At 60.6% G+C, this 13,267-nt stretch carries 13 protein-coding genes; 7 read left to right on the top strand and 6 right to left on the bottom strand.

Going from position 1 to position 13,267, the window contains the following annotated elements:
* The first annotated feature begins 166 nt into the window (after window positions 1–166).
* From ACIQJ2_RS03550 to ACIQJ2_RS03520, 7 genes are all read left to right on the top strand, one after another.
* The gene (locus ACIQJ2_RS03550) at window positions 167–1,486 is read left to right on the top strand and encodes an alpha-L-fucosidase (RefSeq protein ID WP_400665663.1); all 1,320 of its coding nucleotides are present in this window, start codon (window positions 167–169) and stop codon (window positions 1,484–1,486) included.
* A 32-nt stretch (window positions 1,487–1,518) separates the two neighbouring features.
* The gene (locus ACIQJ2_RS03545) at window positions 1,519–2,304 is read left to right on the top strand and encodes a DUF4037 domain-containing protein (protein WP_400665665.1); all 786 of its coding nucleotides are present in this window, start codon (window positions 1,519–1,521) and stop codon (window positions 2,302–2,304) included.
* An 86-nt stretch (window positions 2,305–2,390) separates the two neighbouring features.
* Window positions 2,391–3,611: an ABC transporter substrate-binding protein gene (locus ACIQJ2_RS03540; RefSeq protein WP_400665667.1), complete on the top strand. Its 1,221-nt coding sequence runs from the start codon at window positions 2,391–2,393 to the stop codon at window positions 3,609–3,611.
* A gap of 97 nt (window positions 3,612–3,708) precedes the next feature.
* A complete protein-coding gene (locus ACIQJ2_RS03535) occupies window positions 3,709–4,614 on the top strand; it encodes a carbohydrate ABC transporter permease (protein WP_400666808.1) in 906 nt (301 codons plus the stop codon).
* Window positions 4,604–5,458: a carbohydrate ABC transporter permease gene (locus tag ACIQJ2_RS03530; protein ID WP_400665669.1), complete on the top strand. Its 855-nt coding sequence runs from the start codon at window positions 4,604–4,606 to the stop codon at window positions 5,456–5,458. The genes ACIQJ2_RS03535 and ACIQJ2_RS03530 overlap by 11 nt, the downstream gene beginning before the upstream one ends.
* A 30-nt stretch (window positions 5,459–5,488) precedes the next feature.
* Window positions 5,489–6,556 (top strand): ABC transporter ATP-binding protein, encoded by a 1,068-nt coding sequence (locus ACIQJ2_RS03525; RefSeq protein ID WP_400665671.1) that lies wholly within the window; start codon window positions 5,489–5,491, stop codon window positions 6,554–6,556.
* Between the two features lie 138 nt (window positions 6,557–6,694).
* Window positions 6,695–7,387, top strand: a complete 693-nt coding sequence (locus ACIQJ2_RS03520) for a class I SAM-dependent methyltransferase (RefSeq protein ID WP_400665673.1) — start codon at window positions 6,695–6,697, stop codon at window positions 7,385–7,387.
* On the opposite strand, the gene ACIQJ2_RS03515 is transcribed toward ACIQJ2_RS03520, so the two are convergent.
* The 6 genes from ACIQJ2_RS03515 to ACIQJ2_RS03490 all read right to left on the bottom strand — a co-directional run bounded on the left by ACIQJ2_RS03515 (window position 7,368) and on the right by ACIQJ2_RS03490 (window position 13,267).
* A complete protein-coding gene (locus ACIQJ2_RS03515) occupies window positions 7,368–8,165 on the bottom strand; it encodes an ABC transporter ATP-binding protein (RefSeq protein WP_400665675.1) in 798 nt (265 codons plus the stop codon). The two genes, ACIQJ2_RS03520 and ACIQJ2_RS03515, sit on opposite strands and share 20 nt — an antisense overlap.
* Window positions 8,166–8,172: 7 nt before the next feature.
* Window positions 8,173–9,207, bottom strand: a complete 1,035-nt coding sequence (locus ACIQJ2_RS03510) for a FecCD family ABC transporter permease (protein ID WP_400665677.1) — start codon at window positions 9,205–9,207, stop codon at window positions 8,173–8,175.
* Window positions 9,204–10,229: a FecCD family ABC transporter permease gene (locus ACIQJ2_RS03505; protein WP_400665679.1), complete on the bottom strand. Its 1,026-nt coding sequence runs from the start codon at window positions 10,227–10,229 to the stop codon at window positions 9,204–9,206. Before ACIQJ2_RS03505 ends, ACIQJ2_RS03510 begins: the two co-directional genes overlap by 4 nt.
* The gene (locus ACIQJ2_RS03500) at window positions 10,230–11,198 is read right to left on the bottom strand and encodes an ABC transporter substrate-binding protein (RefSeq protein ID WP_199146601.1); all 969 of its coding nucleotides are present in this window, start codon (window positions 11,196–11,198) and stop codon (window positions 10,230–10,232) included.
* A gap of 114 nt (window positions 11,199–11,312) precedes the next feature.
* Window positions 11,313–12,584: an ABC transporter permease gene (locus ACIQJ2_RS03495; protein ID WP_400665681.1), complete on the bottom strand. Its 1,272-nt coding sequence runs from the start codon at window positions 12,582–12,584 to the stop codon at window positions 11,313–11,315.
* The gene (locus tag ACIQJ2_RS03490; RefSeq protein WP_400665683.1) at window positions 12,581–13,267 is read right to left on the bottom strand and encodes an ABC transporter ATP-binding protein; all 687 of its coding nucleotides are present in this window, start codon (window positions 13,265–13,267) and stop codon (window positions 12,581–12,583) included. Before ACIQJ2_RS03490 ends, ACIQJ2_RS03495 begins: the two co-directional genes overlap by 4 nt.

Genomic DNA, 13,267 nt, shown 5'->3' with positions numbered 1-13,267 from the left:
GTTGAAGGTATTTCTTTCGATGAATCTTCGACGCAAATCTAGCATTTGCTGGCTACTAAGCAATATGCCGAAAGAGGTTTCAACAGCGAGCTTGACATATAGGGTGATCGATTCAATGATAGAAATCGAACCGGTTCGATTGAGCCGCAAATCCTGGGAGGATAGTGTGAGCGACGCAGCGATCAGTGGCGGCCAGAATGTGGCCGATGGCAAGGCATGGTTTGGACGTGACCGCTTCGGCATGTTCATCCACTTCGGACTTTATGCCCTCGGCGCGCGCCATGAATGGCTGAAAAACCGCGAGGAATTCACTACCGAGGCCTATCAGAAGTATTTCGACAACTTCGATCCCGATCTTTACGACGCCCGCGAATGGGCGCGCCGCGCGCGCCAGGCCGGCATGAAATATGTCGTTCTCACAGCGAAACACCATGAAGGTTTCTGCCTTTGGGACAGCAAGGTGACCGACTACAAGGTCACCAATACGCCTTACGGCAAGGATCTGATCGGCCCTTACGTCGAAGCGCTTCGCGCCGAAGGCTTGAAGGTCGGCTTCTACTACTCCCTGCTCGACTGGCATCATCCGGACTTCCCGATCGACGCGCATCATCCGCAGCGTAATCATCCGGACGCGGCCAAACTCAATGAGGGCCGCGACGTCAGGCGCTATGCCAAATACATGCGCGATCAGGTGACCGAACTCCTGACGAACTTCGGCAAGATCGATGTCATCTGGTTCGATTTCAGCTATCCCCGCCGCGTCTACAAGGGCCTACCCGGTAAGGGCCGCGCCGAATGGGAAAGCGACGACCTGATGAAGCTGGTGCGTCAGTTGCAGCCAGACATCATTGTCGGCGACCGTCTCGATCTGCCGCGCGACGCCGACCACATGCCGGATCTGGTGACGCCGGAACAATATACCCCGCGCGTCGCTCCGACCGTCGCCGGTCTGCCGGTGCGCTGGGAGGCCTGCCACACCTTCAGTGGCTCCTGGGGCTATTACCGCGACGAGACAAGCTGGAAGGACGCCGGCCAACTCATCAACATCCTTATCGATACGGTTTCGCTCGGCGGGAACCTTCTCATGAATGTCGGCCCGACCGGCCGTGGCACCTTCGATGCCCGCGCCATCACCGCACTCGACACCTATGGCGAATGGATGCGGCTGAACGGCCGCGCGATCTACGGCGCCGGCCCTTCCGCCTACAAGGCGCCGAGCGGCTGCCGCTTCACCCAGAAGGGCAATCGGCTCTATCTGCACATCCAGACCTGGCCGTTCCGCCACATCCACATCGAGGGACTGGGGCGGAAGGTGAAGTATGCACAGTTCCTGCACGATGCCAGCGAGCTGCATTGGCTCGACCCGGATGCCGAGGTCGATTCCAATATCGGCGTCGCCGTCGGCGAAGGCATCCTGACGCTTGAACTGCCAGTTCTGAAGCCCGACGTCGTGACGCCGGTCATCGAGCTGATCCTGAAAGACTGAAGGAGATAGCAGAGCCCAGCCCCGGTGCCATCATGAGCCGCGAAGCCGAACTCATAGCCGCGATGACCCCTCTGATCGCCGATCTGGCGGAAGACGGCAGTGGCGCCGTCGCCCTTGCCGGCTCGCGTGGCAAGGGACGGTCGGATGCGCAATCGGATTTCGATTTTCGCGTCTATGCCGACGCCTATCGGGGGCCGGAGGTTCGCCAAACAGCAGCGTGGCGGCGTTTCGATGCCGCGCTGCGAGGCTGGCAGACCGAGGGTATTCGAATGGATGGAGTCTGGATGCGGCGCTACGCCGGCGTCCAACGCGATCTGGACTCCTGGCTTGCCGGTATCGTCGTGCCTAAAAGCTTCGAATGGACGATCTGGGGCTACCATCTGCCGACGGACCTTGCGAGCCAGCAGATCATCGCCGATCCACGTGGTCTGCTCGCTGGCTGGAAGCGACAGCTGGCGCAATATCCGGAAGCGCTGAGGGCCTCGGTCCTCAGCCAATACATGGATATTCTGCGCTACTGGGCCAAGGATTATCACTATGAAAGCAAGGTCGTTCGCCGCGATCTCGTCTTTCTGGTCGGGCTGACGGGCAAGCTTGCCAATGCCATCCTGCAGACCGTCTTTGCCTTCAACCGGGTCTATTTTCCGGGTGATGGCTGGAATTTACCCATGGCAGCCGAACTCGAACGACTGCCGCCAGACTTCCTCCAGCGCATGACCGCCATTCTGGAGCCGGGGCAGGATCCGGATATCTGGCGGCGCCAGCGAACGGAATTGATCGGCCTCATTGCCGACCTGGAGGCGATGATCGCGGCCTGAACGGGCCGCAAGACCAAACCGGAGGGGAGCGTCCGGAGTGTGATGAACATCACTGCAACCAAAGTCATTCAGGAGGAGGAACCATCATGAAGCGTTCATTGATTTTCGCCGCCGCCCTTGCGGCGAGTTCGCTATCCGGCATCGGCGCGCAGGCGCAGGCGCAGGATGCTCCTGTGACCCTGACCTGGCAGATGTGGGGAGCGCCGAACGACGCGGAGCTCTGGCAGCAGCTGGCGGACCTGGTCACGCAGCAATATCCCGACATCAAGGTCAAGCTGCAGCTCTCCGGCTGGACGGACTATTGGACGCGCCTGCCGGTCCTGGCGGCTTCGGGAGAAGTTGCCGATATCGTCTCGATGCAGTCGATGCGCATACCGAATTTCTACTCTATCCTGACACCGCTCGACGACTATGTGAAAAAGAGCGACGTAAAGATCGCCGACTTCGAAACGTCGATTATGGCCGGGCTGTCCCGTGATGGTAAACTCTATGCCCTGCCCTATGACGTCGGCCCGTGGATGGTCTTCTACAACCGCGACAAATTCACCGCCGCCGGGCTGAAAGAACCCGCCAAGGATTGGACCTTCGACGACTTCAAGGCCGACGCCAAGGCGCTGACCAAAGATGGAACCTATGGTTACGGCACCCAGGCCTTCGATTTCATTGCAGGCCCCGTCGCGCTAGGTGCCGACTATTTCAATGCCGATAACGAATTCGACCTCACCAATGCCGGATTTGTCGATGCGTTCAGCAAATATGCCGATCTCACCTCCAAGGACAAACTCTCGCCCGTCTTTGCTTCCGCCGCCGACGCCTCCGCCGCAAGCGGCCGCTTCGCCTCCGGCAATGTCGCCATGTATATTGACGGCCCATGGTCGTTGATTACCGGGCAAGCCAACGTCAATTTCAAGATCGGCATCGCGCCGCTGCCGCGCGGAACGGGACCCTCGCGTTTCCTCACCGCCTGTTCCGGCTGGGGCATTTCCGCCACCAGCCAGCACAAGGATGCCGCCTTCAAGGCGCTACAGGTGCTGACTGGTCCGAAGGCAGCCGAAATCCTCGGCGCTGCCGGACGCGCGCTGCCGGCACGGCTCGCACAGCAGACGTCCTGGTATGACGGCGCTGCCAAGAATGTCGCCGGTACGCGCGACACGCTGGAATATATGTTCGCCCACACCACACCGTTCCGTATCAACGAGAAATGGAACCAGTTCGAAAATCTGGTGATGCAATATGTACCGCTGGCGCTGACGGGAGACTCCAAACCCGCAGGCGTGCTCAGCGACATTCAAAGCCAGCTTCCATAGACCGGGCATCTCGCCGGCCTGCGGCCGGGCTCAGTTGCTCGACCGCAGCGCCATCGCCGGAAAGGAGAGGCCCATGATGCTGGGCAAACATACCGATATGATTGCAAGATCAAGGCCACGTTCGCGCAAATGGTTCCGAGGCGAGGGATGGACCGCCTTGTTCTTCCTGCTGCCGAGCTTGATCGGCATCATCCTGTTCCTCGTCCTGCCGATCCTTGCTTCGATCGCGCTCAGCTTCACCAATTGGCAGCTGCTCGGCACGCCGCGCTTCATTGGCCTTTCCAACTATGTGCGCCTGTTTACGGCCGACCCGCAATTCTGGACGGTCATGCGCAACACGATCTTCTTCACCGTCGAATATCTGGTGCTAAACATCATCATCTCACTCGGTCTGGCGACCTGGATCTCAAGCCTGAAGATCGGACAGCGCTGGTTCCGCGTGATCTTCTTTCTTCCGACCTTCACCCCGCTCATCGCCGTTGCCATGGTCTGGATGCTGATCTTCACGAGCGGCGGTCTTTTCGACAGCTTGATGGCTGCTCTGTCGATACCCTTTGCAGGCATTCTCAACGATCGCACGCTCGCGATGCAGGCGGTCGTTCTGACATCGCTCTGGGCCGGTGTCGGCTATAATACGGTTCTCTTCAACGCCGCTCTCGACATGGTGCCGGCAACCTATCTGGAGGCCGCACGCATCGATGGCGCAACGGCCTGGGACCGTTTCTGGAAAATCCGCCTGCCGCTGATCTCGCCGACGCTGTTCTTCGGCACCGTCATGACGGCGATCACCTCGTTGCAGGTCTTCGACCAGATTTTCGTCATGACCAAGGGCGGCCCGGGATCGTCGACCGCGACGCTCGGCTACGCCATCTACCAACGCGGCTTTCAGAACTTCCAGATGGGCTATGCCTCGTCGATCGCCTGGGTGATGTTCGCGCTGATCATGGTGCTGACAGCCCTGCAATTCTGGTTCCAGCGCAAATGGGTGCATTATGACGCTTAAATCCGAAGCCAAAGCGCGCCGGAAGCTGGCGCTTGAAGTCATCAATCACCTGGCAATCGCGCTCGTCGCAATCGCCTTCCTGTTTCCCTTCTTCTGGATGGTTTCGAACGCAGTACGCTCGAATGCCGAGGTAACGGCGATACCGGTACGCATTCTCCCCGAGGTCTTCGAATGGGGCAATTTTGCCGCCGCCTGGACCCGGCTGCCCTTCGGCCGCTTCTTCCTCAACAGCGCCGTCATCGCCGTCTGCGTGACGGCGATCACCGTCGTCGTTTCCTGTCTCTCCGGCTATGCCTTCGCGCGGCTGAAATTCAGAGGACGCGACACGCTGCTGCTCGGTTACATCGGCACGCTGATGGTGCCGCCGCAGATGCTCATCATTCCGCTGTTTCTGATCGTCAACAAACTTGGCCTCGTCAACACCTTCCCCGGCGTGATCCTGCCTGTCGCCTTCGGCACCTTCGGCGCATTCCTGATGCGGCAGTTCTTCCTCTCCATTCCCATGGAGCTGGAGGAAGCAGCAAGGATCGACGGCGCCTCGCGCCTGCGCATCCTCATCAGCATCATCGTGCCGCTGTCCACGCCGGCGATCGGCCTTCTATCGCTCTTCACCTTCATCGGGCAGTGGAACAACTTCCTCTGGCCGCTGATCGTCATGACCGGTGCCGACAATGCCACCCTGCCCGTCGGCCTCACCCTGTTCCAGACGCAACAGGGAACGCAGTGGAACTACCTGATGGCCGGCGCCACCCTTTCCATGCTTCCAGGGATATTCCTCGCGATCATCCTGCAGAAGCTCATCTACAACAGCATCGCCCTCAATGCGGGCATGGGCGGGCGCTGAAGCACCGGCCGACACTTTCGGGAGAGATCCATGGCGAAATTGACCATTCGCAACGCCATCAAACGCTACGGCGCACTCGAAGTGCTGCATGGCGTCTCCGTCGCAGCACAGGATGGCGAATTCGTCGTGCTCGTCGGACCTTCTGGCTGCGGCAAATCCACCTTGCTGCGCATGATCGCCGGGCTTGAAAGCATCAGCGACGGCGAGATCGAAATCGGCGATCGCATCGTCAACGATCTCGAACCCAATGAGCGGGACATCGCCATGGTGTTCCAGTCCTATGCGCTCTATCCGCACATGACCGTGCGTGACAACATGGCTTTTTCGCTGAAGCTTGCTCGCCGCAGCCGCCAGGAGATCGAGCAGAAGGTCAACGATGCCGCCGCGATCCTCGATCTCGCCGCTCTTCTCGACCGCTATCCCCGGCAATTGTCCGGCGGGCAGCGCCAGCGCGTGGCGATGGGGCGCGCCATCGTTCGCAACCCCGCCGTCTTCCTCTTCGACGAGCCGTTGTCCAATCTCGATGCAAAACTGCGGGTACAGATGCGTACCGAGATCAAGACACTTCACCAGCGGTTGGGAACCACCATGGTCTATGTGACGCACGACCAGATGGAGGCTATGACCATGGCCGACCGCATCGTCGTCATGCGCGGCGGCCATATCGAACAGATCGGCTCGCCGCTTGATATCTACGACGCACCGACCAACAGCTTCGTCGCCGGCTTTATCGGATCGCCTTCGATGAACTTCATAGACGGCATCGTAACCGACCGAAACGGAACTCTTGGACTGGAGGACGCAGAAAACCTGCATTGGCCGCTGCGAGAAAGCGCCCGCCGCCATCTCGGACGATCCCTCCAACTCGGCATCCGCCCGGAACATATTGCCATCGACGACGCTGGCGTGCAGGCCAAGGTGATCATCATCGAGCCGACGGGTTCGGAGACGCATCTGCAATTGCAGGCCGGCGGTCAATCGATCGTGGCTGCCGTCAGGGATCGCCCGCCCGTATCAGCCGGTCAGCCGATCCAGCTCAGGATCGATCCGGCAAAAACGCATCTGTTCGATCCATCGAACGGAGAGCGTTTGCATTGACCGCGGAGCTTCACTGCTGGCCCAACCGCCGCGGATAAAATCTTCTATCGGCACGGCTTTTGGGTTTCAAAACCTAGTCACGGCTCGGACTCCGCTTTAAAGACAGGGCACGGTTTGCTTAGCCTGGAGAGAAAACTGATGAGCCAAGAAGGCCAGAAGACGATTGCCACCTGGTATGTGGATCCGGACGCCGAGGACAGAATGTCGGATGGTCATGCGCCGATCTGGAGACATCTGATCGACCTGATCGCCGAGCGCGATCTCACCGCCAAGAGCGTGGTCGATTTCGGCTGCAATCAGGGGGGGCTTCTGCGTCATCTCTATGCGATCAGACCCTTTCACAAGGCCCTTGGCATCGACATCGCCGAGCAATCGATCGCCAAGGCGGAAGCCTTCAAGGGCAATCTGCCGGTCCAGCATGCCGTGAGTGGAACGCTCGATGGCTGGATGGAAGAGTTCGATCTCGCGATCAGCCACGAGGTCATCTATCTCGTCGAGGATATCGATGCGCACGCCGCGGATATCTGGAAGGCATTGAAGCCCGGCGGCGTCTATTATGCCGTCACCGGCTGCCATACGGACAATCCGCTTTGGCCGAAGTGGCGCGATCTCGTTGCCAAGCGCACGAACACCGTCGTACAGGATCGCTCGATTTCCGATTACGGTCGCGCCTTTGCCAAGGCAGGCTTCGCAGTCTCCGGCCGCAAGCTTGAGTATGACGGCTTCATACCTTTCGTCGAAGATGGCTGGACGCCCGACTTCGCAGATGCGCTCGACTATTACACGCAGACCAAAATCGTCTTCCGGCTCGTCAAGCCAATGGCTGGTTGAGCCGCGTCAGCTCGACATCGAAATGCGGCGGCGCGTCGGGGCTCACCTGGACAAACCGCCCCTTTACCCGGAAGGTCTTTTCGATCAGCCCGCTTTCGGCGAGCGCTCTCGGCTCGCCGTCGAAGCGAAGTTCGCCCTTTTCCAGCAGCGAGATGCGATCGCTGACGGCAATCGCCTGATTGATATCGTGGATCGCCATGATGACGGTGACACCCCTCTCCCGGCTCAAGCGATGGACGAGATCGAGCACCTCGACTTGATAGCCGATATCGAGAAACGAGGTCGGCTCGTCGAGCAGCAATATGCCGGCTTCCTGCGCAAGTGCGGCGGAGATCCAGGCCCGCTGCCGCTCGCCGCCGGAAAGTTCCCGCAGCGTTCGGTCGGCAAGGCTTGAGAGCCCCGTACTTTCCAGCGCCCAATCAATCGCCTCTTCATCCCGGCGATCATAGCTGCGGAACAGTCCGACATGGGCGAAGCGACCCTGCCGCACCAACTGCGCAATCGTCATCTCATCGGGTGCCGATGGTTGCTGCGGCAGGAAGGCGAGCTTCTTGGCGATCGCGCGCCGCGACATGGTTGCGACCGAGCCCCCTTCGATCGTCACCTGTCCCTCCGCCGGAGCAATCAGGCCGGCAAGCGCCTGCAGGGCGGTGCTCTTGCCTGATCCGTTCGGGCCGATCAGCGCCCGGATTTCGCCTGGCTTCATGGAAAGGCTGAAGTCGTCGAGAGCTTTGCGACGACCATAGAAAACGGAGAGTTGCGAACAGGAAAGCGGCATGGCGATCTCAGGGGATTCTTCTTAGGAGGGCAAGCAGCACGGGCACGCCGACAATTGCGGTGACGACCCCGATCGGCACCTCTTCCGCCTGACCGACGAGGCGACCGATCAGATCACCCAGCGTCACGAAAATCGCGCCGAGGACGGCAGTCAAAGGCAGAACCAGTGGGAAGTGCCGGCCAGCGAGGAAGCGCGCCAGGTGCGGAACGACCAGCCCGACAAAGACGATTGGACCGACGGCACCGACGGCACTGGCCGCAAGCGCGCAGGAAACCAAGAGCACGACGGAAAACTGCCGCCGATAGGCAAGCCCGAAGGAGCGCGCAACCTGCGCATCGAATTGCAGCATAACCAGAGGGCGATAGATCAGCGGCAGGAGAAGGAGACCCGCGATCGTAAATGGCAGGAGAAACAGGGCATGATCCCAAGTGCGCGCGTAAAGACTGCCCGAAAGCCATTCGAGAATGATCTCGATGCGGGCCGATCCCCAGCCGGCGATAAGGCCGACGGCAAGCGCATGCAGGACCGCGCCGATGGCGACGCCGCAAAGCGTGATACGTAGCGGGCTAAGCTCCAGTCGGAAGGCAAGCGTGTAGATGATGCCTCCGGCGATCATCCCACCGGCAAGGCCGGCGATGGGGAGCCAAGCGATCGGCAGCTCCGCCACCGTATTCTCGCCGGGATTGAAGATATAAACCGTGAAGAGCAGAAACAGCGTGACGGTCAGCGTCGCGCCCTGCGAGACACCCATCAGCGAGGGGTCGGCGAGCGGGTTCCGCGTGATCGTCTGAAGCAGCAAACCGGCGATGCCGAACTGAATACCTGCGAGAATGCCGGTGACGATGCGCGGCAGCCGGATATCCAGAATGATCGACTGCGCCTCGGGCGAACCCTTGCCGCTCAAGACAGCAAGCACATCGGCGACAGGCAGATCGACAACGCCGAGGAATATCGAGGCAATTAGGGAGAGAAGCGCAAGGACCAGTACGATCGGCAACGTGCCTCTTCGCGGCAGATGAATGGCGGGAGTATCTACCGTCATAGACCATTCCCCCGAAATTGCAGGCGGCCGCGCTGAATGAGGTAAATGAAAACGGGGCCGCCAATCAACCCCGTGATGATGCCGACCGGAAGCTCCTTCGGAATGGCAATCGTACGGGCGATAAGGTCGGCGATCGTCACGATCAACGCTCCGATGGCGGCGCAAAGCGCGATTTCCCAGGCTGCGCCACGCGGCTTCAACAGCCGCGCAATATGTGGCGCCGCCAGCCCGACGAAGGCGACCGGTCCCGCGACGGGCGCGACACCGGCGACGGGACAGACGCCGAGCACGAGCATCACGGGTTTCCAGAGGTTGAGTTGTACGCCCATGCCGGCTGCCGCATGGTCGCTGAGCGCGAACATGCCGACCACGCGATGAAGCACCAATGCGCCCGCCACGCCGACGACGACCCAGGGGAACATGTAGCCAAGATGCGACCAGGAGCGTCCCTGAAAGCCGCCGGAGAGCCAGAAGAGAAGAGATGTCGATTGCGGCCCTGTCAGCAGCAATACATAGATCGTGATGGCGCCGAGAAACAACGAGACGCTGACGCCGCCAAGCGCCAAATGCAGAGGTCGCCCTTGCCCACCCTTTGAGACCCAGAAGGTAACGGCCGCCGCAGCCAGGCCTCCTGCAAGGCCGATGAATGGGTAGTAGGCAGGTGACAGCCAAGGGAGGAAAACGAAGCAGCAGACGATCGGTGTGATCGCACCGGCGGTGACGCCCGTGATCCCCGGATCTGCGAGCGGATTTCGCGTCAGCGTTTGCAGCAGATAGCCGGAGACAGCAAGCCCGGCACCTGCAACCGCAGCCGCGAGACTTCGCGGCAGCCGCAGCGTCCAGACGAGAATGGAATCGACCTTGCCATCCGGGTTTAGAAGGACGCGGATGGCATCCGAAACCGTCAGGACTTTCGCGCCGGGCAGCAGCCCGATGAAGAGCGTGAGCAAGGTCGCGGCAACAAGAAGCGCGATCACCGCCAGTGATCTGCGCGCATCCATCGTGGCCACGGCCCGAGGCATTTACTTCTGGATGTCGGCCGGAATGATCTTGGCGGCTTCCGCCCTCACATCAACGGCCGGAAAAGCATCGGGATAGAGATAGTGCGCGGCCTCGCGCAGAACGATCTCGCGAGCGATCGGCCCGTTGGTCTCGACCCACTGATCCCCAACGTAAAAGACCCTCTTGTTCTTGACGGCGGTGAGTTCTTGCCAGATCGGGTTGTTCTCATGCGGACGATCCGGACCGGAATCGTAGATGAACAAGACCTCCGGATCCTTCTCGAGCATGGTTTCCAGGCTCAAATCGATCCCGAAAGGGCCGCCCGGCGTCTTCGGTCCGGCGATGTTATCGCCACCGATGGCAGCAAGGATGGAAGCGGCTGTATTTTCCGTATGGAAAGCGAAAGGCGTCTCGCCGCCCCACATGATTGCAAAGCGCGGATGCACGGTCTTCGGCACCTTGGCGGCGATCTCGTCGAGGTGCTTGTGGAAATCGGCGTTGAGCTGCAACCCCCGCTCCGGCTTGCCGAGGATCTTTGCGAATTCCGCGATTTCCTTGTCGCTCTCGGTCAGGAGTTCCATGTTGTAGGCGAGATAGGGTGCTATCTTTTCCAGCTGCGGCGCGTTGCCGACCGTGTAGCGGCGGATCGCCACGATGAGATCTGGTTTGGCCTGCGACAGCAGCTCCAGATTGGGCTTGGCGCGTTGGCCGATCTGCGCCATTTGCGCGGTCAGGCCGAGAAGAAAATCCGGCTGCCGGCCAGCGGTCATATAGGTGCTTGCGACCGGCTTGATGCCGAGAGCTAGTGCGACGTCGTCAGCAAAATAGGAAATTGCGGCGATCCGTTTCGGCTGCGCTGGCACTTCGACCTTGACGCCACGATCATCCGTCACTGAAACGGTTTTCGCATCCTCCGCCGCAGCGGAGTTGGCTGCCATTACAGCGAGCAGACCGAAAATTGATACGATTTTACGGGCGCTGTTCGCCATCGCGGGATCCTCCATCAGATGCGCGAAATGGCTTTAGTCAATAAAGAGGAGTTTTGCAATCCAGTTTCGCTTCATGCTCCTCGACAAACCGCAGCCTCGCGAGCACATGCAACCTTAGGCACGCAACGCAGCCGCAGGACTTGAGCGCAAGGCACTGAATGCAGGCACAACGGAGATCAATGCGGCAACGGCCAAAAACCCACCAATGAGCCACGCATCGTCGAGCGCAAAGCCGACCGGCAAGTGGACAGCAGTCGAGGCAGCCAGCCGCGCCGAGATAACCAGTGCTGCTGCGTAGCCGAGCGCAATGCCGAGCGCGATGCCCGCCGCAAACAGGATGAACAGTTCGCCCCAGACGATTCCTACAATCGCACGGACAGGCGTCCCGAGCGCGCGCAACGCGCCGATCTGCCGCCGCCGTGAACCGACATGCATGACCGTGACCAGTACGATGGCGGCGATGACAATCCCCTGCGTGCCAAGCGCGATTGCCAGCAACAGGCTGCGGGCATCGCCCAGCGTCGCGTAGAGCCTCGTCAGCACTTCGCCGGGGAAGACACCGAGCGTTGCTCCCGTTCGATATTCCTGCCGAAGACGATAAGCGTCGGCGATCGTTTTGGGTTTGACGAGTACGGCCGGCACTCCGGGCGTCTGCGCATCGAAATGCTCGTCGAGCGGTGCATCGGCATCCACATGGCCATGCGCATGATCATGGTCATGACCTTGATCTCCGGCTCCATGCGGCTCGACTTCATCGCCATCATGATCATGATGCTCTTGCGCATGCATGCCGTGCAATTGCCAGACGGCGCGGATCGGCACGAGTATCGCCCGATCCCAGGCGGTGCCTGTCGGCGCCATGCGACCCGTAACCCTATAGGCAATCGCAGTATGAGTCTCGCCGCCGGTCTCGGCCGTGCCGTGCATCGGCTTGATTTCCGCCCCCACCGACGAGGTAACATCCGAACCGACGACCGCCTCGCCGAGACGCGCGAAAAGCAAGCCCTGCGCCAGAGACGGTGAAAGCGATGAAATCAGGCTTGTCGTGGTGCCGACGATCGGGAAGCCATAGGCGGAATCGCCGAAACCGACGGGCGCCGCCAGCTCGACACGCGGATCGCCGGCGAGGCGCGCAAGAATGGCGCCCTCCATCAGCGGCAATGGCGCAGGCTGCAGAAACACGGCAGAGAGCGCCAGCTGGGTCTCGCTCCCGGCCGCGCCGACAAGCAGATCGAATTTCTCGGCGGCGCGCGCGCTGCCGAGACGGACGGCACGCTCCTGAAGAGTAACCGTAACGCTCAGGGCAATCGAGAGCGCGATGAGCACCACGACGGCAAGTGCCCCGCTCCAGAAGCGACGAAGATCGGCGAGGATGAAAGAAATCATTGCGCGGCGACCTCTAGGCTATCTTCCTCAATGCGGCCGCTGGTGAGTTTGATCCGGCGTCCGAGACGCTCGGCAAGCGCGGCATCATGTGTCACGACGATGAGCGTCGTTCCCTCTTCGGCGGCAAGCTTCAGCAAGAGCTCGGCAACCTCATTCCCCGCCTGACGATCAAGGCTCGCCGTCGGCTCGTCCGCAATCACGACACCCGGCCGCTGCAGAAGGGCGCGGGCTACCGCAACGCGCTGCATTTCACCTCGCGACATGGTTTCGATCCCCTGCCGCGGACGGCCAATGCCGGTTGCCGTGAGCAGGTAGGACGCACGGTCACGCTCGGCCGGTGTCAGACGGCGGGAGAGGCGAACCGGAAGCACTACATTCTCGAAGGCGGACAGGCCCGGGAACAAATGAAAATCCTGCATGACGAGGCCGATGTTGCGGGCGCGGAACGCATCGCGCTTTCCAGAAGAGAGACGCGTCATGTCATGACCGCTCCAGCTGATATTCCCGCGTATGATTGTCTCAAGGCCGGTGATGGCATTGACGAAAGTGCTCTTTCCGGAACCCGAAGCGCCGGTAATCGCAAGCCGATTTCCGGCCGGCAGATGGAATCGTTCGATTGATAGCACCGGTGCGGCCAGGCCTGGAAACCGCATTTCAAGACCAGAAATATCGAGCGCAAGCAT

Source organism: Rhizobium sp. NPDC092011, assembly GCF_044756305.1.
Lineage (GTDB): Bacteria > Pseudomonadota > Alphaproteobacteria > Rhizobiales > Rhizobiaceae > Rhizobium.
Note: the sequence above shows the minus strand (reverse complement) of the source record. Positions and strands in the feature narration are given on the sequence as shown.